Annotated in this window: 27 protein-coding genes, 1 rRNA gene and 1 pseudogene; 16 read left to right on the top strand and 13 right to left on the bottom strand. The window is 73.0% G+C overall.

From position 1 onward, the window contains the following. Nucleotide 1: 1 nt before the first annotated feature. Nucleotides 2–1,174 carry an ROK family transcriptional regulator gene (locus QT381_RS14865; protein WP_289249819.1) on the top strand — a complete coding sequence of 391 codons (1,173 nt, stop codon included), beginning with the start codon at nucleotides 2–4 and terminating at the stop codon, nucleotides 1,172–1,174. Between the two features lie 16 nt (nucleotides 1,175–1,190). Here the strand turns inward: QT381_RS14865 and QT381_RS14860 are convergent, their stop codons facing one another. The 4 genes from QT381_RS14860 to QT381_RS14845 form a co-directional block, all read right to left on the bottom strand. Next, nucleotides 1,191–1,814: a nucleoside deaminase gene (locus QT381_RS14860; RefSeq protein WP_289249818.1), complete on the bottom strand. Its 624-nt coding sequence runs from the start codon at nucleotides 1,812–1,814 to the stop codon at nucleotides 1,191–1,193. Between the two features lie 3 nt (nucleotides 1,815–1,817). Further along, nucleotides 1,818–2,111 (bottom strand): MoaD/ThiS family protein, encoded by a 294-nt coding sequence (locus tag QT381_RS14855; RefSeq protein WP_289249817.1) that lies wholly within the window; start codon nucleotides 2,109–2,111, stop codon nucleotides 1,818–1,820. Further along, complete coding sequence (gene moaA, locus QT381_RS14850) at nucleotides 2,104–3,189, bottom strand: GTP 3',8-cyclase MoaA (protein ID WP_289249816.1); 1,086 nt, start codon at nucleotides 3,187–3,189, stop codon at nucleotides 2,104–2,106. The genes QT381_RS14855 and moaA overlap by 8 nt, the downstream gene beginning before the upstream one ends. A gap of 317 nt (nucleotides 3,190–3,506) precedes the next feature. After that, a complete protein-coding gene (locus QT381_RS14845) occupies nucleotides 3,507–4,376 on the bottom strand; it encodes an LLM class F420-dependent oxidoreductase (RefSeq protein ID WP_289249815.1) in 870 nt (289 codons plus the stop codon). A gap of 136 nt (nucleotides 4,377–4,512) precedes the next feature. Between QT381_RS14845 and QT381_RS14840 the strand changes: the two genes are divergently transcribed. The 4 genes from QT381_RS14840 to QT381_RS14825 all read left to right on the top strand — a co-directional run bounded on the left by QT381_RS14840 (nucleotide 4,513) and on the right by QT381_RS14825 (nucleotide 6,426). Beyond that, entirely contained in the window at nucleotides 4,513–4,677 is a 165-nt protein-coding gene (locus QT381_RS14840) for a hypothetical protein (protein WP_289249814.1), read from the top strand. Between the two features lie 116 nt (nucleotides 4,678–4,793). Then, nucleotides 4,794–5,387: a molybdopterin-dependent oxidoreductase gene (locus QT381_RS14835; RefSeq protein WP_289249813.1), complete on the top strand. Its 594-nt coding sequence runs from the start codon at nucleotides 4,794–4,796 to the stop codon at nucleotides 5,385–5,387. Continuing rightward, a complete protein-coding gene (locus QT381_RS14830; protein WP_353889793.1) occupies nucleotides 5,384–6,106 on the top strand; it encodes a ferredoxin reductase in 723 nt (240 codons plus the stop codon). Before QT381_RS14835 ends, QT381_RS14830 begins: the two co-directional genes overlap by 4 nt. Further along, a complete protein-coding gene (locus QT381_RS14825; RefSeq protein WP_289249812.1) occupies nucleotides 6,106–6,426 on the top strand; it encodes a DUF6510 family protein in 321 nt (106 codons plus the stop codon). Before QT381_RS14830 ends, QT381_RS14825 begins: the two co-directional genes overlap by 1 nt. Before the next feature lie 25 nt (nucleotides 6,427–6,451). Here the strand turns inward: QT381_RS14825 and QT381_RS14820 are convergent, their stop codons facing one another. After that, entirely contained in the window at nucleotides 6,452–7,240 is a 789-nt protein-coding gene (locus QT381_RS14820; RefSeq protein ID WP_353889792.1) for an HNH endonuclease family protein, read from the bottom strand. A 161-nt stretch (nucleotides 7,241–7,401) separates the two neighbouring features. Here QT381_RS14820 and QT381_RS14815 point away from each other — a divergent pair, with 161 nt between their 5' ends. The 10 genes and pseudogenes from QT381_RS14815 to QT381_RS14770 all read left to right on the top strand — a co-directional run. Next, nucleotides 7,402–8,094, top strand: coding sequence for a hypothetical protein (locus QT381_RS14815; RefSeq protein WP_289249811.1), 693 nt, complete (start codon nucleotides 7,402–7,404; stop codon nucleotides 8,092–8,094). Beyond that, nucleotides 8,094–8,522 (top strand): hypothetical protein, encoded by a 429-nt coding sequence (locus QT381_RS14810; RefSeq protein WP_289249810.1) that lies wholly within the window; start codon nucleotides 8,094–8,096, stop codon nucleotides 8,520–8,522. Before QT381_RS14815 ends, QT381_RS14810 begins: the two co-directional genes overlap by 1 nt. A 59-nt stretch (nucleotides 8,523–8,581) precedes the next feature. After that, nucleotides 8,582–8,833: a type II toxin-antitoxin system Phd/YefM family antitoxin gene (locus QT381_RS14805; RefSeq protein WP_289249809.1), complete on the top strand. Its 252-nt coding sequence runs from the start codon at nucleotides 8,582–8,584 to the stop codon at nucleotides 8,831–8,833. Between the two features lie 5 nt (nucleotides 8,834–8,838). Continuing rightward, nucleotides 8,839–9,036 carry a type II toxin-antitoxin system VapC family toxin gene (locus tag QT381_RS14800; RefSeq protein ID WP_289249808.1) on the top strand — a complete coding sequence of 66 codons (198 nt, stop codon included), beginning with the start codon at nucleotides 8,839–8,841 and terminating at the stop codon, nucleotides 9,034–9,036. Nucleotides 9,037–9,099: 63 nt separating this feature from the next. Beyond that, nucleotides 9,100–9,234: a hypothetical protein gene (locus tag QT381_RS14795; protein ID WP_289249807.1), complete on the top strand. Its 135-nt coding sequence runs from the start codon at nucleotides 9,100–9,102 to the stop codon at nucleotides 9,232–9,234. Nucleotides 9,235–9,300: 66 nt separating this feature from the next. Beyond that, entirely contained in the window at nucleotides 9,301–9,501 is a 201-nt protein-coding gene (locus tag QT381_RS14790; RefSeq protein WP_289249806.1) for a hypothetical protein, read from the top strand. A 48-nt stretch (nucleotides 9,502–9,549) separates the two neighbouring features. Further along, nucleotides 9,550–9,801, top strand: coding sequence for a type II toxin-antitoxin system Phd/YefM family antitoxin (locus QT381_RS14785; RefSeq protein ID WP_289249805.1), 252 nt, complete (start codon nucleotides 9,550–9,552; stop codon nucleotides 9,799–9,801). Nucleotides 9,802–9,986: 185 nt separating this feature from the next. Next, nucleotides 9,987–10,220, top strand: coding sequence for a CopG family ribbon-helix-helix protein (locus QT381_RS14780; protein ID WP_289249804.1), 234 nt, complete (start codon nucleotides 9,987–9,989; stop codon nucleotides 10,218–10,220). Further along, entirely contained in the window at nucleotides 10,214–10,726 is a 513-nt protein-coding gene (locus QT381_RS14775) for a type II toxin-antitoxin system PemK/MazF family toxin (protein WP_353889791.1), read from the top strand. The genes QT381_RS14780 and QT381_RS14775 overlap by 7 nt, the downstream gene beginning before the upstream one ends. Beyond that, nucleotides 10,723–10,848 (top strand): annotated as a pseudogene (locus tag QT381_RS14770) (zinc-binding alcohol dehydrogenase family protein); the annotation flags it as partial. The gene QT381_RS14775 and the pseudogene QT381_RS14770, both read left to right, overlap by 4 nt. 96 nt (nucleotides 10,849–10,944) lie before the next feature. Here QT381_RS14770 and QT381_RS14765 read toward each other — a convergent pair. The 5 genes from QT381_RS14765 to QT381_RS14745 form a co-directional block, all read right to left on the bottom strand. After that, nucleotides 10,945–12,183 (bottom strand): TIGR02679 family protein, encoded by a 1,239-nt coding sequence (locus QT381_RS14765; protein WP_289249802.1) that lies wholly within the window; start codon nucleotides 12,181–12,183, stop codon nucleotides 10,945–10,947. Beyond that, nucleotides 12,180–16,331, bottom strand: a complete 4,152-nt coding sequence (locus QT381_RS14760) for a TIGR02680 family protein (protein ID WP_289249801.1) — start codon at nucleotides 16,329–16,331, stop codon at nucleotides 12,180–12,182. Before QT381_RS14760 ends, QT381_RS14765 begins: the two co-directional genes overlap by 4 nt. Further along, nucleotides 16,328–17,509 carry a TIGR02678 family protein gene (locus QT381_RS14755; RefSeq protein WP_289249800.1) on the bottom strand — a complete coding sequence of 394 codons (1,182 nt, stop codon included), beginning with the start codon at nucleotides 17,507–17,509 and terminating at the stop codon, nucleotides 16,328–16,330. The genes QT381_RS14760 and QT381_RS14755 overlap by 4 nt, the downstream gene beginning before the upstream one ends. Then, nucleotides 17,506–19,020 carry a TIGR02677 family protein gene (locus QT381_RS14750; protein WP_289249799.1) on the bottom strand — a complete coding sequence of 505 codons (1,515 nt, stop codon included), beginning with the start codon at nucleotides 19,018–19,020 and terminating at the stop codon, nucleotides 17,506–17,508. The genes QT381_RS14755 and QT381_RS14750 overlap by 4 nt, the downstream gene beginning before the upstream one ends. A gap of 124 nt (nucleotides 19,021–19,144) precedes the next feature. Next, nucleotides 19,145–20,434, bottom strand: a complete 1,290-nt coding sequence (locus tag QT381_RS14745; RefSeq protein ID WP_289249798.1) for a DUF4192 family protein — start codon at nucleotides 20,432–20,434, stop codon at nucleotides 19,145–19,147. 186 nt (nucleotides 20,435–20,620) lie between these two features. Between QT381_RS14745 and QT381_RS14740 the strand changes: the two genes are divergently transcribed. Continuing rightward, the gene (locus tag QT381_RS14740; RefSeq protein ID WP_289249797.1) at nucleotides 20,621–21,073 is read left to right on the top strand and encodes a DUF1905 domain-containing protein; all 453 of its coding nucleotides are present in this window, start codon (nucleotides 20,621–20,623) and stop codon (nucleotides 21,071–21,073) included. A 110-nt stretch (nucleotides 21,074–21,183) separates the two neighbouring features. On the opposite strand, the gene QT381_RS14735 is transcribed toward QT381_RS14740, so the two are convergent. The 3 genes from QT381_RS14735 to rrf form a co-directional block, all read right to left on the bottom strand. Next, nucleotides 21,184–22,158 (bottom strand): SRPBCC family protein, encoded by a 975-nt coding sequence (locus QT381_RS14735; RefSeq protein ID WP_289249796.1) that lies wholly within the window; start codon nucleotides 22,156–22,158, stop codon nucleotides 21,184–21,186. Nucleotides 22,159–22,263: 105 nt separating this feature from the next. Further along, on the bottom strand, nucleotides 22,264–22,623 hold the full coding sequence (locus QT381_RS14730) for an ArsR/SmtB family transcription factor (protein ID WP_289249795.1): 360 nt from the start codon (nucleotides 22,621–22,623) through the stop codon (nucleotides 22,264–22,266). 120 nt (nucleotides 22,624–22,743) lie between these two features. Beyond that, nucleotides 22,744–22,860, bottom strand: a 5S ribosomal RNA gene (gene rrf, locus QT381_RS14725). Nucleotide 22,861: the final 1 nt, after the last annotated feature.

Here is a 22,861-nt window from a genome sequence, read left to right as displayed (position 1 = left end):
CATGTCGACGATGCACCCGGACGCGTCGTGGGGCCCGCTCGCCGGGTCCGCTCGGGATGCCGCGCTCGCGGTGCTCCTGCACGGGCCGATCTCGCGCGGCGAGCTCGCGCAGCGCCTGGACCTCACGCCGGGCACGGTGACGCGGCTGACCCGCCCGCTCATCGACGGCGGTCTGCTCGTCGCCCGGGGCAAGCGCCGCACGCCCGCCGCGGGCCGGCCGTTCGAGCCGCTCGACATCGCGGCGGACAGCAGGCACTTCGCGGGGGTCAAGATCACGGCGACGGCCGTCTACGCCGTCGTCACCGATCTGCGCGCCCGACCGCTCGGCGCGGCGACGCGAGCGATGGGCTCGACCGCGCCCGAGAGCGTCGCGGAGCTCGTCGCGGCGACCGTGCGGGCCGCGGCCGAGGCGGCCGGCGGCCCCGAGCTCGCCGCCGCGGGCGTGGGTCTCGGCGGCAATGTCACGGGCGATCCGGGCCACGTCTACGCGACCTTCCTCGGCTGGGCGGATGTCGCGATCGCCCCGATGATCGCCGAGCTCCTCGGGGTGCCCACGGTCGCGACCAATGACGTCGCCGCGCTCGTGCGGGCGGCGCAGTGGTTCGGGATGGCACGCGATCTGGACAGCTTCGCCATGCTCACGGTCGGCGCGGGGGTCGGCTACGGCTGCGTCATCCACGGCGAGCCGGTCGAGCCCCGCGTGGAGCTCGCGCGGGTGTCGCACCTGCCGATCGATCCGCTGGGACCGCTGTGCGACGAGGGTCACCGCGGCTGCGCCACCGCCCTGCTCGCCGAGACGAGCATCCGCCGGCAGCTGAGCGGCGCGCTCGGCCGCGACGTGGGCTACGACGAGGCGCTCGACCTCGCGGCGGCGGGGCAGCCGGCCGCGCGCGCGGTGATCTCGGCCTCGGCGCGCGCCCTCGGCACGCTCGCCGGCTACGCGGCCGTGCTCACCGGGTGCGAGCACGTCATGCTGTCGGGCGAGGGGGTGCGGATCGCCGAGGTCGCCCCGGACGACGTCCACGCGGGCATCCGCTCCGTACTGCACGGCGACGCCGATGCCATCGATCTGCGCATCGAGCACGCGCCGTTCGAGGAGTGGGCCCGGGGCGCCGCGGTGCGCGCCATCCAGACCTACGTGCTCGGCGAGGGCGCTCACGCGCCGCTCGGCTGAGCCGGAGCCGCGGCGCTTAGCGTTCGAGCGCGCCCTGCGCCCGCGCGTTGTACACGGTGGCCTCGCCCGCGGCCGCGACCTCGCCGTACTCGCGGAACACGGCGATCGCCTCGTCGCGCAGCACGTCCTCGGTCACGGCGATGCCGCGCGTCTCGAACTGCTCGGCCCAGTCCTCGCGCATCGGACCCTCGTCGAACCCGGTCAGGTGCTCGAGCTCGGGCCCGTCGCCCGCGACGACGAGACGCGTGACGCCCGACCAGAGCACCGCGCCGTAGCACTGCACGCACGGTCGCCAGTTGACGATGATCTCGCGGGGCGTGGCGGCATCCGCCCCGAGATCCCAGCCGCCGACCGCGGCCTGCGCGAGCGAGAGCGCGACGACCTCCGCGTGCGCGGCGCTCAGCCCGGAGGCGAGCACGACGTTGACCCCGGCGCTCACGAGCTCGCCCGTCTCCGAGTCGACGACGATCGCCGCGAACGGACCGCCCGTGCCCTCCCGGTAGTTGCGGCGCGCGAGGCGGTTCACGAGCGCCATCTTCTGCTCGTCGGTCTGGTACGCGTCGGGTTCGTCGACGAGCTCTTCGAGCACCCACATCGGCAGGCTCGCGGAGTAGTCGAGGGCGAGGCGGTTGACGTCCATGCGTCATCCTCCCGCGAACGGTGGCAGCACGTCGACCCGGCCGGTCCCCGAGCCGGTCCCCCCGGCCCCGGAGCCTGTCGAAGGGCCGAGCGGGCGCGCGTCGTCGCGGCTCACGACGCCGTCGACGAGGAAGGATCCGGATGCCAGCACCCGCTCCATCCGGGCGCCGTGCGCGGCGATGATGGCGGCCTTGAGCTCCCCGACGGTCGCGACCGCGGACAGCGTCTCCTCGCGCGTGCCCGCGGCCTCGGCGGCGCCGGCGAAGTAGCGCACGGTCACGACCGACGGACTAGCCACCGATCGCTCCCATGCTGCGCCGCGGGCGCACGAAGCCCGGCAGCTCCATGCCGTGCCCGCGCTGCTTGCCCCACTGCGCGGCGCGCCAGCGGCCGGCGAGCTCGGCATCCGTCGCGCCGCCGCGCAGCAGCGCGCGCAGATCGGTCTCGTCGTCACCGAACAGGCACGAGCGCACGGTGCCCTCCGCGGTGAGCCGGGTGCGATCGCACGCCGCGCAGAAGCTGCGCGTGACGCTCGCGATGACGCCGACGACGCCGAGAGCGGCGCCGGTCGCCGGGTCGAGCACGTGCCAGTCCTCGGCGGGCGAGGAGGGGTCGTCGCGGTGCGGCCGCTCGAGGCGGAACCGCGGCGCCACGACCGCGACGAGCTCCTCGGCGCTCACCATGTTGTCGCGCGCCCAGGCCTCGTCGGCGTCGAGCGGCATCTGCTCGATGAAGCGCAGCCGGCATCCGTTGCCCAGCGCCCAGGCGATGAGGTCGGCCGCACCGCCCAGGGTGTCGCGCATGAGCACGGCATTGATCTTGAGCGGCGTGATGCCGGCCTCCTGCGCGGCGCGGATGCCGGCGAGCACCGCCGGCAGCCGGTCACGCCGGGTGAGCCGGGCGAAGTGGTCGCGGTCGACCGAGTCGAGCGAGACGTTGATCCGGTCGAGACCGGCGCCGACGAGCCCGCGGATGCGCTTGTCGAGCCCGATCGCGTTCGTCGTCATGCTCAGCACGGCGTCGCCGCCGGCCGACGCCCGCGAGAGTGCGACGATCTGCTCGAGGTCGGCGCGCATGAGCGGCTCGCCGCCCGTGAAGCGGATGTCGCGCACACCGAGGTCGCGCACGGCGACGCCGACGAGGCGGGCGATCTCCGCCGGAGTCAGCAGGTCGTCGCGGGCGATCGCGGGGAGCCCCTCGGCGGGCATGCAGTACGTGCAGCGCAGCGAGCACTTCTCCGTGATCGAGACGCGCAGGTCACGCGCGACGCGGCCGAACCGGTCGACGAGACGGTCGTCATCCGGTCGACCGGCCGTGCTCGGCGCGACGCGCGGGTCACGACGGATCGCCGGCACCCCGAGCGCGATCGTCGTCATGCACCGAGCCTAGGTGGCCCGGCGGCGACGGCGCCGACGCGGGCGACGCCCGGCACGACCGCGGACGATGCCGATGCCGATGCCGATGCCGATGCCGATGCTCGGACGACCCGTCGACAGGCCCGGCCCGGCGCGCAACCCTCATCGTTTTCGCTTACTGGAGTTCGCGCTCCTGGGTGCGCGAACTCCAGTAAGCGAAAAGGACTCGGCGTCTCGACGAGCGAGTGCGGGAGCCCGCGGGGGCCCGTGCGCCCGCAGGTCGCGCCGCAGCCCAACGAGGGCGCGGCGCAACCCACACAGGGCGCGGCGCTCCCCGCTCAGATCGCGGCGACGCGCGGCATGAGCTCGCCGACCGTCTCGACGAACTCCGGCGTGCGTCCGCCGCGACCCGGCAGCACGGCGAGCGTGATGCCGAGGCTCGCGAGCTCTTCCAGGTGCGCGAGGAACGCGTCCGGATCGGTGACCGGATCGACGGCGCGCGTGATGACCGTCTTCTCGATCGCGTCGTAGTCCGTGCCGAGGCGCGCGCAGTGCTCCCGCAGCACGTCGAGCTTGTGCGCGACCTCCTCGGGCACGGCCGTCGTGAGGTTGACGATCTGCGCGTACTGCGCCGCCAGCCGCAGCGTCTTCTTCTCCCCGCCGCCGCCGATCATGATCGGCGGGTGCGGCCGCGACACCGACCGCGGCGAGTTCAGCGTCTCCGCGAGCGTGTAGTGCTCGCCCTGGAACGGACCGACCTCGTCACCCCACATCTGCAGTGCGATGCGCAACGTCTCCTCGAGGCGCTCGAAGCGCTCCGCGATCGGCGGGTACGGCACGCCGAGCCCGAGGTGCTCGCGCTCGTACCAGGCGGCGCCGATGCCGAGCATGCCCCGTCCGTCGGAGAGCACGTCGAGGGTCGTCGCGGTCTTCACGAGGAGGCCCGGATGCCGGTAGGTGACCCCCGTGACGAGCGTGCCCAGCCGCATCCGTTCCGTGAGCGCCGCGACGTAGGCGAGCGCGCTGTACGCCTCGAGCATCGGCTCCTCGGCGGGTGCGGTCGCCTCCATCTGGAACCAGTGGTCCATGACGGTGAACTGGCGGAAACCGACCTGCTCGGCGAGCCGCACGGAGGCGGCGAGCGTCGACGCGGTGTCCGCCGGCGCAGCGGGGGTGGAGTAGCTCCAGTAGTGCAGTCCGAGTTCCATACCGTGAACGCTACGTCGCGAACGCTGTCTGGATGCTGACTGGAAATGCCCGGGGCGGGGCGACCCGGCAAGCCGGTCCCGTCAGGCTTGACCCAGCCCGCACCTCCGCGGGGTTTCGGATGGAACGGAGAACACCATGAACATCCTCCTCGCCGCGATCATCGTCATCGGCATCGTCCTGCTCATCGTGGGGGGCGTGAACCAAGCCCTCAGCTTCCTGATCTGGGTGGGCATCGTGCTCGCGGTCATCGCCGCGATCGTGTTCCTCATCCGGGTCATCAGCGGACGCAAGCCGGTCTGACGACCCGCTGCTTCACCGGCCTCGGGCCCCGCCGCATCCGCGACGGGGCCCGATCCGCTCTCGACCGGGACGCCGCGCGATGGCTAGGCTCGGCGCAACGGAGAAGGGGTCGGCGCATGGCGGTCATCTCACGCGGGTTCGGAGCGAGGCGACGCGAGTCGGATCCCGATCTGCCCCCCGGCCAGTTCCTCACCACGGACTTCCCCGTGCTCTCCGCGGGCCCGACGCCCGACATCGACACCGCCGACTGGTCGTTCACGATCCGGGACGAGACCGGCGAGACGCACGCCTGGGACTGGGACGAGCTGCACGCGCTCGGACTCGAGGACGTTCACACCGACATCCACTGCGTCACGCGCTGGTCGAAGCTCGGCACGCACTGGCGCGGCGTGAGCCTCGACCGGCTGTTCGAGAACGTCGAGTCGAGCTACGACTTCACCATGGTGCACTCCTACGGCGGCTACACGACGAACGTGCCGCTCGAGGACCTGCTCGACGGCAAGGCGTGGATCGCGACCGAGTTCGAGGGCGAGCCGCTCGACCCCGAGCACGGCGGTCCGGCGCGGCTGCTCGTGCCGCACCTCTACTTCTGGAAGAGCGCGAAGTGGGTGCGCGGCATCGTCATGCACGCGCGCGACGACCCGGGCTTCTGGGAGCAGAACGGCTACAACATGTACGGCGATCCGTGGAAGGAACAGCGGTACTGGTGATCGTCGCCGACTGGCAGGCCGGCACCGTGACGGATGCTGCGCGCGCGACGCCGAGCGGACGCGTGCTCACCCTCGACATCCCCAGCTGGCCGGGCAACGACCCGGGCCAGCACCTCGACCTCCGGCTCACGGCGGAGGACGGCTACCAGGCCGTGCGGTCGTACTCGATCGCCTCCTACGGCACCGGACCGCGCGTCGAGCTCGCCGTCGACGAGGTGCCGGACGGCGAGGTGTCGCCCTACCTCGTGGAGGACGTGCGCCCGGGCGACGAGCTCGAGGTGCGCGGGCCGCTCGGCGCGTTCTTCGTCTGGACGCCCGCGCAGTCGGAGCCCGTGCAGCTCATCGCGGGCGGCAGCGGCATCGTCCCCCTCATGGCGATGGCGCGCGCGCACCACGACAGCGGCAGCACCGCGGCGTTCCGGATGCTGTACAGCGTGCGCAGCGCGCCCGACGCCTACTACGCGGCCGAGCTCGCCGACCTCGTGGACGAGCACTTCGCCCTCCACTGGGCCTACACGCGGCAGGCGCCGGACGGCTGGGCCGAGCCCGCGGGCCGCATCTCGCGGGCGCTCCTCGAGCGCGTGACGGCGCCGGCATCCGCCGCCCCGCTCGTGTACATCTGCGGCCCGACCGGCTTCGTCGAGGCGGCGGCGCGCATCATGGTCGGCCTCGGCCACGACCCCGCGCGCGTCCGGACCGAGCGGTTCGGGGGCGCGTGATGGCGGATTCCGGTCGCCTCGACGGCGCTGTGCCGGTCGGTCGCCTCGACGGCGCTGTGCCGGTCGGTCGCCTTGACGGCAACGTGCTCGCGGGGCCGTTGAGCGAGATCTTCCGGGTCGACATGACCGTCGCGACGGGCGAGTGCCGGCACTGCGGGTCGCTCGCACTGCTCGCCGACGCCGTGGTCGAGATGGACGACGCGGGCTACATCGTGATCTGCGCCTCGTGCACGCACACGCTGTTCACGGTGGTGCGCTCGGCGGAACGCACCTGGGTCGACCTGCAGGGCCTCGCGGCGCTCTCGCTGCCCCGGCCCTGATCTCCGGCCCGCCGACCGGGCGGCGCTAACCGACGGGCACGGGCTGCCCAGGGCATCCGTCGAGGATGCGCGCGATCGCGTCGTGCTCGGCCGGAGTGACCCACAGCGCGTACTTCGCCTTCACCGCGACCTGCCGCGCGACGTACGCGCAGCGGATGCCACGGGCCGGCGGCAGCCAGGTGGCCGCATCGCCGTCGCCCTTCGACGAGTTCGATGAGCCGTCGACGGCGAGCAGGTTGAGCGGGTCGTTGGCGAGCGCCTCGCGCGCGTCGCGCGTGAGCTGCTGGGCCCCGGTCTGCCACGCGTCGCTCAGGCTCACGAGGTGGTCGATCTGCACCGCGCGGCTCGTCGTGTCGCCCCGCACGAACGCGATCGCCTCGCCCGTGTACGGGGAGACGAGGGTGCCGGAGAGCACGCGGCATCCGTTCGGGCGGTCGATCGCGGTCAGGTCCCGGGCGAGGATGTCGTTGCGCGTGTCGCACCCGTTGTGGTCGACGTCGAGCCACGCGGTGCCGAAATCGCCCACGCGGTCGTAGCCGCTCTTCGGCGCGCGTCCCTTCACGGGCAGCGTCGCGAGGAGAGCGGATGCGGTCCCCGGCGCTGCCGCGGAGGTCGAGTCCGGCCCGGGCGTCGCGGCGTCACCGGGCGCCGCGGCGCCCGGCACCGAATTGCTCGAGGCGGCGGCACTCGGAACCGCGCCGCCCGGAACCGCGCCGCCCGGAACCCCGGACGACCCGGCCACGCCCGACACCGCTCCCGCGATCGCGGCGACGAGGACGACCACGACGGCGAGCCACAGGCTGAGGCGCTTCACGCCTCGACGCTAGGGCACGCGGGGCTCGCCAGACCCTGAGCACGACCTGAGTGCAACCTGAAGGCCGCGTGTCCACTCGGCCCCGTGGGTTATGCGCGGCGACGCACAGGCGTTCGCTTGCTGAACCGACACCGCGGACACTCCGCCGAAAGGGAACAGCCATGAGCATCAACGCGCGCGAGGATCACGACCCGACCGAGCGGATCGGCAGTGTGCCCGAGGAGCCGGTGGCGACCACCGCGCTCCCGGTGACGGATGCCGACCCCACGATGGCCGCGCCGGCATCCGTCGACCTCGATCGCCACCGGGTGCTCGAGCGCGAGCGCGCCGAGTTCGGCGGCTTCAAGTGGGGCTCCGGGTTCTTCGGCTGGCTGAGCGCCGTCGGCCTCACGACGATCATCCTCGCCGTGGTGGCCGGCACGGGCCTCGCGCTCGGCCTGGGGGCGCCGGCGGACCTCACCGACGGGACGCTCCCCGAGCTGTCGGCGCCGATCGGCATCGGCGGACTCGTCGTGGTGCTCGTCGCGCTCTTCGTCAGCTACTTCGCCGGAGGCTACGTCGCTGGCCGGATGGCGCGCTTCTCGGGCGTCAAGCAGGGAATCGCCGTGTGGCTCTGGTCGATCGCGGCCGCCGTCGTCGCGGCGATCGTCGCGGCGATCGCGGGTGCCTCGTTCGACCCGCTCGGCACCACGAACGCGTTCCCGCGCATCCCGATCGCCGAGGGCGACCTGACGGCGATCGGGATCGCGACCGCGGTGCTCGCCGCGATCGTGCCGCTCGTCGCAGCGATCGCGGGCGGCGCATCCGGCATGCGCTACCACCGCCGCATCGATCGCGCCGGCCTGGGGGCGTGATGATCGCCGCGCTCGATGCGCCGATCGGCGCCGAGGTGGTCGACCCGGCGGGCGGGCACCTCGGCACCGTCGCGCACGTCTACGACTCGCCGCGCGACGGCCGTCCGCACTGGCTCGGCGTGCACCACTCGCCGGTCGGGCGGGACTGGATCGCACCGCTCGACGACGCCGTGCCGGATGTCGGCGGCCTGCGCCTGCCGTTCGACCGCGCCACGCTCAAGCACGCCCCGCACGTGCGGCCCGCCGAGCGCCTGAGCGCCATCGAGGACCGCGTGCTGAGCGACTACTACGCGCACCTCGCGCCCGCGTTCACCGGGAGCGCGACGGATGACGCGGCCGAGCCTCACGACGAGTCCGACCCGCCCGCGCCACCTCCGGCCTCATTTTCCAGAACGGGACCACCGACACGCGTCCGGTGCCGCCGATAGCATCGCGAGGCGAGCCGGCGCATCCGTGGGCGACCGTCCTGGCCTGCTAATCTGGCCAGGTGGATCCGATCAACATCCTCGACGCCAAGAACTCGCTGTCGCGCCTCGTCGCCGCGGCGAGCGCCGGCGACGATGTCGTGATCGCCAGACGCGGCACCCCGCTCGTGCGCCTGGTGCCCGTGGAGTCGGGCGAACTCACGGCCGGCGCGGCGGCCGTGAGGCTCACGCGCCACCCGGTCCCGACCCGCACGCCGCGCACGCCCGCCCAGCTCGACGCGCAGATCGTCGCCGAGCGCGAGGGCTGGGAGTGACGCGGATGCTGGACGCCGACCTCGCCGTTCACGAACGCGCCGCCGAGCTGCGAGCGCGCCACGGGCTGCGCACCCCGGACGCGATCCACCTCGCGGTCGCTCAGCGACACCGGTGCTCGAGTCTGTGGACCAACGACTCCCGCCTCGCGCCGGCGTCGCGCGACCTCGCGGTCGACCTCATGGGTACCACGTCGGCGCGCTGAGCCGAATCGGTCCAGGTTCAGCCCACTCCCCACGCCGCGAACCGCTGGTGGTTCGGCGACCCCGTGACCAAGATCCTGTTCACGGGCACCTTCGGCAAGATCGGCGTCAGGAACCTGCGCTGGCGCAACTATGCCAGCGTCACCGCCAAGACCGAGGCGCACTTCAGCGCCCTGGCCGCCCCTCGCTCCCGCTCGTGAGTATCGAGAGACGGAACACCCGGCGGCCTGACCACGGCCGAGATCATCGGCTGGACCGGCCATGTCGTGCGCGGCGAGCGTGCACAGCTCCCCGAATTCCTTCAGCGCGATGAGGCATCGCGCAACGGTGCCTACATCCTGCTCGGCGACGACGATACGGCGCCGAGCGGCACCCAGGCCCGCATCGGTCGCGCCAGCAACTGCCGTCGGGAGTGGATCGCCAGCGACGGCCGCACCTTCGGCGCATGGGAGGCCCGCGAGGCTTGACCCGTCGATTCCTCGAGAAAAGGTAGCCATTTCGTCTACCCTCGAGGCATGAAGACGATCTCGGTCACCGAGCTGCGGCAGAACCCCACCCAAGCGCTGGCCGCAGTCGAGGCGGGCGAGACGTACGTCATCACGAAGCACCGCCATCCGATCGCCCAGCTCATACCGATCCCGACCGAGCTGACGGTCGTGCCGTCCCGCCGCTCAGGACCGACGCGCCTCACCGAGCGCGTGCTCGACCGCGTCTACACGGATGCCGAGATCGACGCGTTGCTGGCCGACATGGCTGAGGACCGGTGACGCGCTACTTCCTCGACACCTCGGTCGCCGTCAACGCGCTCCTCGGGGGAGCGGCCGCCGCCTGGATCGACGGCGCGACGTCACGCCACGCTGACGGCCTCATCTCGTCGCGGCTACTGCAGACCGAGTTGACTCGCATACTGCGGAGAGAACGACCGCCGGTATTACCGGATCATACTCGGCGCGTGAAGACCGCCATCTCCATGCCCGACGACCTGTTCGCCCGGGTCGACGCGAAGGTCGCGGAACTGGGCATCAGTCGCTCCGAATTCCTCGCGGATGCCGCGCGCCAGCGCCTCGACGCCCTCGCTGCGTCGGAGATCACGGCTCGCATCGACGCCGCCCTCACGGTCGCGCGGCCCGAGGCTCTCCCCGGCCGGTCCGCGCTGGCCGCGCTCACCACTGACGACGAGTGGTGATACCCCGAGGCTCCGTGGCGTGGGTCGATCTCGGCTTGCCGATCGACAGCGCGCCGGCGAAGCGCCGACCCGTGCTCCTCATCTCGGCCGATCCGTTCAATCGCAGCGCGCTCTCCAAGGTGGTCGTCGCGGTCATCTCGTCCAACACCGCGCTGGCAGCGCACCCCGGGAACGTCTTCCTCCCGGCAGCGTCCACCGGTCTGCCGAAGGACTCGGTCGTGAACGTCACCCAGCGACCGGCCCGGCCGTCACGCTCTTCGAGCCCGGCGACCACGTCTACTGCGCGGGCGCGCTCGGACGCAGCGGCAGCGACGCCGACCTGCACGCCGTCGACGAGCGCATCGTCGGTCGCAAGCCTGCGAGCCCGAGCTTCGCGGACGCCGCGGCCCTCCCGCTCACGACCCTCACCGCGTGGGAGGCACTGTTCGACAAGCTGCGCCTCACCCCCACGAGCCGCGGCACCCTGCTCGTCGTCGGGGCCGCGGGCGGCGTCGGCTCGATCATGATCCAGCTCGCCAAGCAGCTCGTGCCGAACGCGCGCGTCATCGGCACCGCCTCACGACCGGAGAGCGCCGAGTGGGTGACGAGCCTCGGAGCGGATGCCGTGGTCGACCACCGCGGAGACCTCGCCGCGAACGTGCTCGCCGCCGAGCCCGCGGGCGCGGACTGGATCTTCACGGCCGCATCCGCTCGCTACCGAGGGACGCCCGTCGCTTGCCGGCGGCTACGACGTCGGCCCCGCCCCGTGAGCAAGATCCCCCACGAGCTCCTCGAGCACGTGCTCCTCCTCGAGGCGTCGTCCGCGACGCTCGAGCGCGGCACGGAGCTCCGGGTCCCAGCGCGCGTCGACGGCCTCGCCCGTGAGCGGTTCACCGGCCAGTCCCGCGTGTGCCTCGAGGTCCGCGGCGCGAAATCGCCAGGGCTCGATGCCGTAGCGCTCGTGCAGGCGGTTCGCGATGCGCAGTCCGCCCCAGTCGAAGTCCCCGTGATAGTGGATGCCAGCTCCGGCGACCGCCTGCAGCAGCACCTCGGCCGCGAGACTCGGCTGACCTTGCACGCAGATGAGCGGTGCGCTCGAGGAACCGAGCCCGCGTGCCGCCGCGTCGACCACCGACGGGTTCTCGCACGCGAAGACGACCCGCCGCGGGGTATCGATGCGCAGGGCGCGCACCTGGCGCAGCGTGATCACGACGGGCTCACCGGCCGCCGTCAGGTCCCCCAGTGGACCGGGCAGCTCCAGCGCGTGCACGAGCACGGTGCTCGAGAGCTCGTCGAGCACGACGCCGACGGATGCCCACAGCGTGCGTCGGTCCGTCCGTCCGGACGGCTCCTCGGCACGGACGGCGCCGACCGTAGCGACCCGCCGCGCGAGGGCTGCGAGCACGAGCGACGCCTCGGGCGTGCCCGCGTCGAGTGCGTGCGCGGAGCCGAGCACGCGCGCCGCGAACCGCGGGAGAGCCTCGCCGTCCGCCGGAAGCGCGGCGAGCACGGCGACGACCCGCGGCAGGACGACGGAGGCGACCTCGGGCGCACGCGTCACCCGGCGGATCGTGCCGCGTGCGATCGCAGCGGCCACCCACTCGGCGTGGTCGGTGCGCTGTTCGGCGAACGCGAGCAGTGTCGATGTCGCGGCGTCCCACGCCCGATGCTCCGCCGCGGCGCTGTCCCGGCGGGACTCGATGGGACCGCGCAGGCCCGCCACGGCATCCGCGAGCGACTCCGCTGCGCCGCTGTTCCGCACGATCGCGGAGAGGGCATCCAGGTCGACGCGCACGGTCGTCGAGCGCGCCGGCCGCCGTCCGAACAGTGCGGCGATGGCCTCGCGCTGTGCGGCCGACGCCTGCCGCACGTCGATCGAACCCGACAGCGGACGCCCGAGCGCGATCCGGCGCGCGAGCGCATCGACGAGCGGGACCAGGTCGGCACGGCCGAGTAGTCGGCCCAGGCGGTCGAGCTCCGTCACCGGCCCCGACCGTCCGCTGCTCCGGCGTCGAATTCCGGTCCGAGGTCGAACGCGTCGTCGCTCCACGCCGCCGCCGGCGCGCTCTCGATCGCGGACGTCCCCGGGTCGGGCACTCGTTCGCGGACCACCCCGTCCCAGGTCCAGTGCTCCACGTGCACGGCGCTCGCCCCCGGCAGCCGGAACAGGTGCGCGATCGCGATCCCGGGGATCTCCGGGTAGGTGGCCCACTCGCGCTCGCTCGTCATCACGACGTCGAGGTCGAACTCGGTGAGCAGCCCCAGGTAACTCGCACGCGACCGGTCGTCGACGCCGGCGAATGCCTCGTCGAGCAGGATGAGACGCGGTGCGTGCGGGTTGCCCGCGGACGCGTAGTGGCTCGCGGCGGCGGCGAAGAGCGGCACGCTCGCAGCGAGTACCCGCTCCCCGCCCGACGCGGGACCGGAGGCGGGACGCCATCCGCCGTTCTGATGCAGTTCGACAGAGAACCGGTTCCACGCACGGTAGTCGAACGCACGCGTGAGACGCTCGTGCCAGCTGCCGTCCGGGTCGTCGGCGCGAGCGGCCGAGATGCGCCCGCGCAGGTAGTCGCCGACCGCCTCGCGGTCCGCGGGCGACCACGCCGCCGCGCTCTGCTGCAGCAGTCGCGTTCCCTCGCGGTCGAGCTCGTCGTCCCCGGGGAGCCAGCGGATGCGCAGTCGGAGACCGCTGCGCGTCGGACGACGCTCGAGTTCGCTGTTCATCCGATCCACCTGACCGTGCGCGTCGCGCACGCGCTCGTGCAGCTGTGCGCCGACCTCGTCGATGAGGTGCGTCTCGAGGATGGCGCGCTCGCGCTGGGTGAGTAGTCGCTCCCGCTCGTCGCGCTCGGTCGCAAGATCGGCGGCGAGTCGTTCGGGCGCGACGTCCTCCGACCCGAGGCGTACGCTCACGACGATCACGTCGTGCCGGTGCTCCGACGCCGCGACGCGGCCCTGCGCGCTGAGCTCCACCTGCAGCCGGTCGAAGGCGAGACCCATCCGATCGCTCGCCCGGTCCCACTCCTCCGGCTCGACGTCCCGGACGCCCAGGTCCTCGGCGACGCGCCGCGCCAGCCGCACGGTCGGATCGGGAGCCCAGGTCGCGGCCGGGTCGGGCGTCTCGGCCTCCGGTGCGGCGAGGGCGAGCAGCCCCGTCGAGGCGAATCGGCGGAACTCCTCCGTCGCCTCCTCCCGGACGCGCGCCGCGGCGTCCACGTCCTCGCGCACCCGCTCGAGTGTCGCACCCGCGACGGCGGCCGCGTTGGACGCGGACTGCGTCTCGGCGGATGCCGTCTGCTCGCGCTCCTGCGCGGCGGTGAGACGCTGCGCGATGTCGCTCGCCAGCCGCTCGATCTCGCGCGCCTCGATGCCCGCGGTCGCGTCGAGCGTCTCGTAGCGGCGACGAGCGGATGCGGCGCGCCCCTCCGCGTCGATCGCCGCTCCGCCCGCAGCACCGAGCTCCTCGTCCGCGCGGGACGCGTCGTCGGCCGCCCGACGGAGTGCATCGTTCGCCGCGCTCCAGTCGACGGCCCGGTCGCCGACCTCGCGCGCGCTCCGGGGCAGATCGCGCACCGCCTCCGAGACTGCGGCGAGGTCGGCCGTGTCCACGGCGTAGTCGCGTGCGGACTCGGTCACGGCATCGCGGGCGCTCTCGAGCGCTGCGGCGGCCGCCTCGAACGCGGTCCGGGCCGCGGCGAGCACCGCCGCGGCATCCGTGCGTCGCTCGCTCTCGAGCACGATCCGCCGCACGCCGTCCCGCACCGGGGCATCCGGCGGGAGGGAGTCGACCTCCTCAGCGAGCCGGCGACCACGCTCAGCCAGATGCGCCGCGCGTTCCTCGAGCCGTCTCCGCTCGTCGGCGAGGGCGTCCCGCTCGGCGCGTGCGATCTCGAGCCGGGCGAGCCGAGCACGCTCGCGGGCCGGGGCGCCGAGGTACTCGGCGCCGTCCTTCGACCATTCCCCGACGAGGGGACCGAGTGCGAATCCTCCGCGCGTCGAGACGGCGATCGTCCCCGCGACGGGCCGTTCGACGACCGACACGCTGCGCAGCAGCGCATCGACGACGTCGCGCGGGAGATCCGAGGCGGTCGGCCGCATCAGGTCGACGAGCGTCGGCCCGTCGACCGGCGCGGGACGCAGCACGACATCGCCGTGAGCATCCGACGCGGTCCCGTCCGCGGCGACCCAGGCATCCAGGATCCCAGCGGCCTCGAGGGCGGCCTCGAACCCCGCCACGTCGTCGGGGGCGAGGTCCGGCAGCGGATCGACGCACTCCCAGAACGCGGCGCCCGGCGTGGCGCCGCGGTCCGAGGCGCGCGTGTGCGGCGCCGGCGGACGACGGATGCCGCCGCCCTCGAGGCCGGCGATCTCCGTCTCGAGATCGGTGGCGAGGGGCGCGATCCGGCGCAGCTCCGCGTGGGTCGCGGCCGCATCGAGGGCGAGCTCCGCATCCGCATCGCGACGCACCGCGCGCGCCCACTGGGCGACCGGATTGTCGCCGCTCGCAAGCGCCGTCCAGTCCGCGGACCGCTCCAGGATCACATCGACGACCGCGTCGGCCCCCACGGCGGCCGACCCGTCGGACGCGGTCGCCCCACTGCGCCGGTCGAGGTGCGCCCGCACCTCGACCGCACCGCCGAGATGCTCGCGCGTCGCCTCCAGCCACGCGCGGGCGGCCGTGGTCGCGTCGGCCTCCGCGCCCTGCACGCGTGCCTCGCAGCCCGCGAGACTCGCAGCCGCCGCGTCGACCGAGCCCTCCGCATCCGCGTGACGGCTCGCGGCCCGGACTTCGTCGGCGAGCAGCTCCCGGACGTGGTCGATCTGCCGCCGGCGGCGGTCCGCCTCCGCGGCGACGCGGGCGCGCAGGACGCCGGGCTCGGCGGCCGATCCGGGGTACTCCGCCACGGCGGCGAGCGAGATGCCCGCGATCCCCGCGACGCGCACGAGCTCGACTCGCGCGTCCGCGAGCCGCCGAGTCTCACGTTCCTCGCGCTCCGCCGCGAACGCGCGCGCCTGGTCCGCACGCTCGTGGCGCGACCGCGCCCGTTCCAGCGCCCGGGCCGCGTCCCCCGCGGATCGCGCTTCCATGTCGGAGAGCTCCCTCGATGCGGTGAGGTCGAGCTGCTCCTTCGATGCCTGACGCAGTGCGAGCGCCTCGCGCTCGCCCCGCAGCTCTGCGAGCGCGCGCACCGCCTCGTCACGCGCATCCGTCGCCGCGGCCAGTGCGCCGTCGGCCTCGCCGAGCGTGCGCTCCGCGTCGCGCAACCGCCGGTTGCGATCCTCATACTCGGACTGGGCACGGCGCGGCCCGGTCGTCGCCCGGCGCGCCGCCACTCGCGCATAGCGGGCGCGCTCCTCGGTGAACGCGGCGAGCGCGGCGGCCCCCTGACGCAATCGGGCGACGGCGCGCTCCTCGTCCTCGAGCGCCTGATACGACTCGGCGACCGTGTCGATGAGAGCGGACGGCACGGGCGCTAGCGCCTCGGTCAGTGCACGGTCGAGCACCTGCGCGTTCGGGCGCTTGGAGAGCTGGGGCTGGCGAAGCTGCACGAGCAGGTCGACGAGGGCGTCGTAGCGCGCGTGCAGGCCGAACAGTGCTTCGTCGACCGCGCGCCGGTAGCGCTCCTTGGTGTCGAACACCGCGCCGCGCTCGCCGATCGCCTCGGCAAGCCGCTCACGGGTTCGAACGGTACGTGTGCGGTCGACGAGGTGGAGGTCCTCGCCGATGCGCTGGTCGGTGATGAACCACCAGTGCTTCACGACTCCGCGCTGACGTACCGCCTTCATGCCGAGGCCGAGCGTCACGATGCGCTCGTCGCCCTGGTCATCGAGGCGTCCGAACTCGATCCAGCTGTAGCCCGTGCGTTCCTCGTGCTCGTCGCCGAGCAGCAGGTTCCACGCCATCCGCTTGCCGGCGTCGGCATCGGGCTCGACGCGGGCCGGGCTCAGGTCGGCATCGAACAGCAGCGGGAGCGTGAGGGCGAGCACCTTCGACTTGCCGCTGCCGTTGTCGCCGCGCAGCAGCAGCCGTCCGTCTCGGAACGGGAACTCCTGCGCCTCGTACAGGAACAGCTCGACGAGGCCGCCGCGCAGCGGCTTGAACCGACCGGGCGCTGGGACGGGCGCGCTCATCGATCACCCCCGACGATCCGCGGCTCGCCGAGCCGGAAGCGCGTGAGCGCAGGGCGTGAGCTCACCGCATCCGTCTCGACACGCACGAGCGCGAGCGCGCGCAGCCGGTCGATCGCCTCCACGGCGAGCTCGTCCCGCGGACGCGCGCGGATCGTCGCACCCCACAGGCCGGCGTGCACGCGGCACAGCTCGTCGACGTACGCGACGATGTCGTCCCACGCCATCCGCCGCTCCGCGGCGAGCCGCGTCGCGAGCAGCAGTGCGAGGTGGCCGGGGGCGCCGCCCTCGGGCATCCGCACGTCGGTGAGCGAATCGTCCGGGTCGAGCATCGCGATCCCCTCCGCGCGCACCTCGGGCACGAGCCCGGTCGCGTCGGTGATGCGGTCGGTGATGAATCGACGCTGTCCCGTGAGATACGCGCGCTCCTCGTCGTCGAGCGTGTCGTAGTACAGCACCGGGTCGTCGAGCAGTCGCCGGGTGAGCGCACGACGCCGCGCGCGGTTGCGGGCGTCATCCGTCTCGGCCTGCGCATCCTCGGTGATGCCCGCGAGGCGCTCGGCGAAGTCCTTCGCCTCGATCGTCGAGGGCGCCCGCGCGGTCTGCAGCGCGACGGCGACGATCGCGTGCTCGACGTCGTAGAGCACATCGGCGCCGGCCGCGACGAAGCGCTCCTCGTCCCCCTCGACGCGACGGAGCGCTCCGAGCTCGAGGAGGTGACGCACGACAGCGACGATGTCGGCCCGCTCATCGCGCCCGGTCAGCGAGAACTCCACGCCCGCGGCGTGCAGGCGGGGATCGTCGAGTTCACCGATGACGTCCTCTGCGAGCCGCCCGAGAGTCACCTGGCCGCCCGCGCGCTCGAGCACCGCGAGCGAGAGCGCGAGCAGCACGTAGCGTCGCCGCGTGAACGGACGGCGCTGCCGATCGACGACACCCCGCGTGTCATCGTCGCCCGGCACGCGCTTGTGCAGACGCGCGACCGCCGTGTCGACCGTGAGCCGCCACCCCGTGTTGACGTCGAGCCACTCGCGCAGCTCGGTCTCGAGGCGACGCACGAGCCGGTACTCCGACTCCGTCGCTCCGCGGGCGGCGAGCACCGGTCGGCGCAGGAGCGCACGCATCGCCCGGCGGCGATCGGCGAGCGCCGCGTCCTCGAGGGCCGAGGCGAGAGTGCTCATCGTGCGTGACCGATACGGATGCGGTGCGCCGGGCCGGTGAGCACACCGTCGGGCATCGCGAGGCTCGCCACAGCATCCGGATGCGGCTCGACCTCGACGCGGTACGCACCGTCCAGGCTCGCGACGGTGACGGTCTCCAGCGGGTCGCGCCGCTGGGCGAGCGCGTCGCCGAGCAGGTGCAGCAGCAGGGCGCGCGCGGCCGGATCGACCAGCTCGACGTCGGCGATCGTGCCGGGCTCGTCGGCGACCAGCTGTGCACTCAAACGATCGGCGGCGACGCGCTGGGCCTCGACGGCACGCGCTATCGCGCGTCGCTCGGCCGCACGATCGCGCACGCGGGAGGGTTGCCCGCGCCGCTCGTAGCTGCCGGTCGCGCGCAGCCGAGGACTGATCTCGACCGCGGGCGCGTCGGCCCACGCCGTGGTGGCGGACACCGGATGCCGCTCCCGCTCGTCGAGCTCATGCTCCTCGATGCCCAGGTGCCGGGCCGATGCGAGGCCGAACGCAACCGCCGCGAGCCGGTGTCGATGCGCGTCATCCGGAGCCTCGGCGAACCAGACCGCGAGCGAGCGGAAATCTGCGACGCGGTCGCTCCGGCCCGCGCGCTGCTCACCGAGCCGCTGAACCACGCCGAGCAGCGCGGGCACGGCGTTGATCGCCATGTGGCGCAGTCGTTGCGACTGGCTGACCGCGCCGGCAGATCCGACGAACCACTGCCGGAAACCGTCGAACCGATCGCGCCACTGCCCGAGGATCGGTTCGAGCACATCGGGCTCGGCATGTCGGGCGGCATCGTCCGCGGCCGGAGCGGCATCGCGCGCCTGTCGCACGGCGACCATGCGCAGCGCTCGTTCGGCATCCGTTGCCGGAATCCGTTCGAGCAGGCTCGCGATCTCGGCGGTGCGCGTGACCAGGTCCTGGATGAAGCGCTGCAGGTAGCCGATCAGTCGCTCCTTGTAGGCGATGAACGCCTCCGTGTCGACGCCCCGCAGGTCGATCGTGCGCTGCAGATCGCCGCTGAACGCCTGCGCGTTCGTCGCGAGGCCCGTGAACCGGTCGGACAGCGTCGTGAGTGCGAGCGCGACCTTGGCCTCGTCGGGCGTAGCCAGCGCGAGCTGCACGATGATCGCATTGAGCTGGTCGACGATGTCGTCGAGCGCCCAGGACTGCAACTCGCCCGCCGCCCCGAACGTGCGGTCGAACTCGCTCAGCGCGCGCTCGGCGGACTCGCCCGCGGCGGTGAGCTGGTAGACGAATCGGGCGCGGTTGAACTCCTCCACCGTGGCGACCCTGCTCGTGTCGGGATCGGCCTTGAGGTTGCCCCAGTCCACGAGCTGTTTGAGCAACGCTCCCGGATCGACTCCGCTCGCGACGCCCGAGAGCTCTTCCGGCCGCACGTGCACGATGAAGCGCTGCTTCGCCGCCGCGAACGCGCGCATTATTTCTCGATACGCCTCGGCATGCTCCGTCGCGCCGAGGTAGCGGAAGACGTCGTAACTCGCCTCGGGCATGTCGTCAGTCTACCGAGGGCGTCTTGTGTCCGTCCCTGGATCGAATCCGGCCGCCGACCGCCCGGATGGCCCAGACACGGCGACGTCGCGCACGACGGGCATCCACCGCGGGCACCCGACGCGCCTATGCGTCGGAGTCGCTCGCGCCCTCGCCGAACGCGGCACCGCCGTGCCCGGCACCCGCGTTCTCCACACCCGCGTTCTCCACCCCGGGGTCGTCGGCGCGAGGCAGCGGGACGTCGAACAGCCACTCCGGCAGCGGCCGGTATCGCAGCAGGTTCTCGAGCACGCCGAGCATGCCGTAGCCGGGGTCGATCGCGCGGAGGCGCTCGAGCATCTCGCCGGCGTACGAGCCGCGGCCGATCGACCAGGCGAGCCACGCGCTCATGCTCAGCAGCGGGCGCTGGGAGTCATCGGACGCGACCGCCCGCAGCAGGAGCAGCAGCCGCATCCCGCGGTCCACGCGAGCGCGGTCCGGACGCCGACCGGCGCCGCCCAACATCATCGACGCGGTTCCGTCGGCATCGACGTTCTCGCCGGCCTCGATCGCCGCGAGCATGACGTCATCCATCGATCCGCCGTGCTCGCGCCGACGCCGCTCCCACACGGCGTTGCTCGCGCGCACCGCGCGTCCCGCGTCCAGCCCGAACGCGATCTGCAGCATCGCCGCGTCCCGCTCGGCCGGCACCTGCAGCGTCTCCACGAACTGCGTGGCGATGCGCCCCTCGAGGCCCTCCGCTCCCGCGGCCAGGCGACGTTCGACTGCGGCCGCGCGATCCCAGGGCAGCAGCGCGTCGAGCGCTCGCCCCTCGCCGATGAGTCCCAGCAGCCGGTCGACCTCGGTGTCGTAGTCATCGATGAGGCGCGTGAGCCGCGCCCGCTCCGGCTCGGCGAGCTGCTCGGGATCGAGGTCGAACGGCACGGGGGCGAACACCGGCTCGGGCGCGAACACCGCCGCCTCGAGCGCCGCCGGGCTCGAGCCGATCTGCTCGAGCGGCCGCCCGCCGAGGGGGATGTCGTGGTCGAGATAGCTGCCCCATCCGTCGGGGGCGACGCACAGCACGTCGAGAACGACGAGCTGCTGGCGCCGGGCGGTCGCCGAGGCGGTTCGGCCGAGCTCGAGCCACGGGATGCCGCGTTCGGCCTCGAACGTCTCATCGCAGTAGACGACGAACGCGACGCCGTCGACGCCGGGCACCTTGCGCGCGCAATCCGTGATGGCCCGGCACAGCATCCGGATGTCGCTCGTGCGCCGTCGCGGCGGCAGGCCGATCCGCGCACCGCCGTACGTGCGCTTGCCGACGAAGAACATCGCGACGAGGCTGGCGCGCAGCGGTGCACCGGGTAGCAGGATCGGCACCATCGCGACGAGGTCGGCGGCGTCGTGGGCACGGAGGACGGTGGGGGCGCTCATGCGGAGAGGGTCGCCGAACGACGCGTCCCCGGCCCCCCTGCCGGCGCATCGGTGGAGAACTCCGCCTGTGGATGACGCCGCGATCCGACGGTTCCCGGTCGCCGACGACGCTCTCGCTCCGTGCGATCGCGCCCTGCCATCGCGCCCTGCCATCGCGCCATGCCATCGGCTCGTAGGCTCACGGGCATGACCCAGCCCGCGACGAGCGCGACCTTCACCACCGAGCTGTACGCCGTCGGCAACAACGTCGGCATCGTCGTGCCGCCGGAGGTCGTCGAGTCGTTCGGCCGGGGCAAGCGCGTGCCCGTCGTCGTGACGATCGACGGCGGCTACAGCTACGCCAACACGATCTCCTCGATGGGCGGCCGGTTCCTCATCAGCTTCAACTCCGAGACCCGCCGGGCCACCGGGCGGGTCGGCGGCGACACCGTCGAGGTGCGGCTCGACCTGGACGACGTCCCGCGCACCGCCGAGGCGCCGGCGGCGCTCGCGGGGCGGTTCACGGATGCGGATGCCGCGGCCTGGACGCGGCTCGCGCCCTCGAAGCAGCGGGCGCACGCCGCATCCGTCGCCGACGCGAAGACCGACGAGACCCGCGAGCGCCGCATCGAGAAGATCCTCGGCGAGCTGCGCGGCTGAGCGCGCGCCCGCGGCGTCCGGACCGCACGCGGCGCCCGCGGCATCCGGACCGCACGCGGCGCCCGCGGCATCCGGACCGCACGCCGCGCGACGTCCCGCCGCCGGGTCGGTCACACGTTCGCGAGCAGCGCCTCGAGGCGGGAGTAGCTCGTCTCCATGCCGTCGGTCATGCCGGTCGCGAGCACGGCATCCCGCATCTGCGCGTCGGCGTACGTGATGAGGAGCGACAGCAGCGTGCCGCCGTCGACCGCGGTGAGGGTGAGCTCGTTGAGCGTCGGGGGGAACGGCGCCCCGATCATCGCCTCCGTCGTCACCGCACGGAACGGCGGGATGGACTCGACGAGCTCTCCGGTGAAGCCGAAGCGGTCGCCGCCGCCGTCGCGCTCCCACTCGTAGCGGTAGCCCTGCCCGACCTCGGTCGCGACCTCGCACACCGGCATGCTCCAGCCGTCGGGTCCGAGCAGCCAGCGCTTCATGAGCTCGGCGTCGTGGTGCGCGCGCCAGACCTGCTCGACGGAGCCGCGGATGACGCGCGCGACGCGCACCTGCGTGTCGCTGAGGATCTGCGCCTCGGCCGCACGCCCAGCGGCGAAGCTCGCGAGGTCGGCGAGCACGTCGTCGATCTGGGCCATCGCCTCGCGCGTGCCCTCCTCGATGCCCATGTCGATGACGGTCTGCAGCGCCTCGATGCTGCCGAAGCGCGTGACGGTCGTGAGTCGCGTGCCCGCATCCGTGGGCTCGAACGCGAACTCCATCGTCGATTCGGGCAGCTCGGTGTTGGGCGTGCCGTCCGGGTTCGCGAAGCCGTCGCGCACGGCGAACGAACGCGGCGCGTCGACCGCGTCCCACACCCAGTACCCCGGGTAGTGCTCGCCCTCGGGCCCGGTCATGGCGTAGGCACTGCGCCCGCCGACGGCGGCGTCGTGCCGCGTGAACGTCGCCGGATACCCCGGCGGTCCCCAGAACCGCTCGAGCTGACGCGGATCGACGTACGCGTTCCAGACGCGCTCGATCGGCGCCGCGAACTCCGCGACGACGGTGAGGGTCAGCTGATCGGTGTCGCGCTCGACGGCGATGACGGGCATGGCGGGTCCTTCTCTCTGGTGGGCAGTGTTTTCTGGTGCGGGCAGTGCTTCTGGTGCGGGCAGCGTTTCTGTCCGGCGCTGCGTACGGATGCGGTGGTCGCGCGGTCAGTCGGCAGACGGAACGGCGGAGTCGTCCGGCGCGGCGAGCAGCGCATCGAGGCGTTCGATGCGACCGAGCTGCAGTCGCTCGAACGCGTCGAGCAGGCGCTGCGCCTGACGGATGCGGGCGGCGTTGCCCCGCACCATCCGCTCGCGACCGCGCGCGTGCTTCGTCACGAGCTGGGCCTCCTCGAGCACGGCCACGTGCTTCTGCACCGCGGCGAACGACATGTCGTACTTGGCCGCGAGCTCCGAGACCGACACCTCCGCGACGAGCGTGCGCCGCACGATGTCCCGACGGGTGCCGTCGGCCAGCGCACGGAACACGCGGTCCGTCTCGTCCTCGCTCAGTGCTTCTACAACCATTTGGTTGTACGTTAGACCTCGACCGGGCGGTGCACAAGCGCCCGCTGTCGGCGGAGGTCGAAGAAGAGCGGTTAAACACGAAAGGCCCACGCACGAATGCGTGGGCCCTCCATGAAAGAAGTCCGGCGGTGTCCTACTCTCCCACAAGGTCGCCCTTGCAGTACCATCGGCGCAGAGAGTCTTAGCTTCCGGGTTCGGAATGTGACCGGGCGTTTCCCTCTCGCTATGGCCGCCGAAA

The sequence above is a fragment of the Galbitalea sp. SE-J8 genome (assembly GCF_030345695.1).
Lineage (GTDB): Bacteria > Actinomycetota > Actinomycetes > Actinomycetales > Microbacteriaceae > JAUASV01.
The sequence above is the reverse complement of the archived record's forward strand: the minus strand, read 5'-3'. Positions and strand labels throughout refer to the sequence as shown.

Excerpts from the sequence above, each read along its gene's own strand:
- QT381_RS14865 (WP_289249819.1), top strand. The coding sequence starts at position 2 with ATGTCGACGATGCACCCGGACGCGTCGTGGGGCCCGCTCGCCGGGTCC.
- QT381_RS14860 (WP_289249818.1), bottom strand. The coding sequence starts at position 1,814 with ATGGACGTCAACCGCCTCGCCCTCGACTACTCCGCGAGCCTGCCGATG.
- moaA (WP_289249816.1), bottom strand. The coding sequence starts at position 3,189 with ATGACGACGATCGCGCTCGGGGTGCCGGCGATCCGTCGTGACCCGCGC.
- QT381_RS14845 (WP_289249815.1), bottom strand. The coding sequence starts at position 4,376 with ATGGAACTCGGACTGCACTACTGGAGCTACTCCACCCCCGCTGCGCCG.
- QT381_RS14840 (WP_289249814.1), top strand. The coding sequence starts at position 4,513 with ATGAACATCCTCCTCGCCGCGATCATCGTCATCGGCATCGTCCTGCTC.
- QT381_RS14835 (WP_289249813.1), top strand. The coding sequence starts at position 4,794 with ATGGCGGTCATCTCACGCGGGTTCGGAGCGAGGCGACGCGAGTCGGAT.
- QT381_RS14825 (WP_289249812.1), top strand. The coding sequence starts at position 6,106 with ATGGCGGATTCCGGTCGCCTCGACGGCGCTGTGCCGGTCGGTCGCCTC.
- QT381_RS14815 (WP_289249811.1), top strand. The coding sequence starts at position 7,402 with ATGAGCATCAACGCGCGCGAGGATCACGACCCGACCGAGCGGATCGGC.
- QT381_RS14810 (WP_289249810.1), top strand. The coding sequence starts at position 8,094 with ATGATCGCCGCGCTCGATGCGCCGATCGGCGCCGAGGTGGTCGACCCG.
- QT381_RS14800 (WP_289249808.1), top strand. The coding sequence starts at position 8,839 with ATGCTGGACGCCGACCTCGCCGTTCACGAACGCGCCGCCGAGCTGCGA.
- QT381_RS14785 (WP_289249805.1), top strand. The coding sequence starts at position 9,550 with ATGAAGACGATCTCGGTCACCGAGCTGCGGCAGAACCCCACCCAAGCG.
- QT381_RS14760 (WP_289249801.1), bottom strand. The coding sequence starts at position 16,331 with ATGAGCGCGCCCGTCCCAGCGCCCGGTCGGTTCAAGCCGCTGCGCGGC.
- QT381_RS14755 (WP_289249800.1), bottom strand. The coding sequence starts at position 17,509 with ATGAGCACTCTCGCCTCGGCCCTCGAGGACGCGGCGCTCGCCGATCGC.
- QT381_RS14750 (WP_289249799.1), bottom strand. The coding sequence starts at position 19,020 with ATGCCCGAGGCGAGTTACGACGTCTTCCGCTACCTCGGCGCGACGGAG.
- QT381_RS14745 (WP_289249798.1), bottom strand. The coding sequence starts at position 20,434 with ATGAGCGCCCCCACCGTCCTCCGTGCCCACGACGCCGCCGACCTCGTC.
- QT381_RS14740 (WP_289249797.1), top strand. The coding sequence starts at position 20,621 with ATGACCCAGCCCGCGACGAGCGCGACCTTCACCACCGAGCTGTACGCC.
- QT381_RS14735 (WP_289249796.1), bottom strand. The coding sequence starts at position 22,158 with ATGCCCGTCATCGCCGTCGAGCGCGACACCGATCAGCTGACCCTCACC.
- QT381_RS14730 (WP_289249795.1), bottom strand. The coding sequence starts at position 22,623 with ATGGTTGTAGAAGCACTGAGCGAGGACGAGACGGACCGCGTGTTCCGT.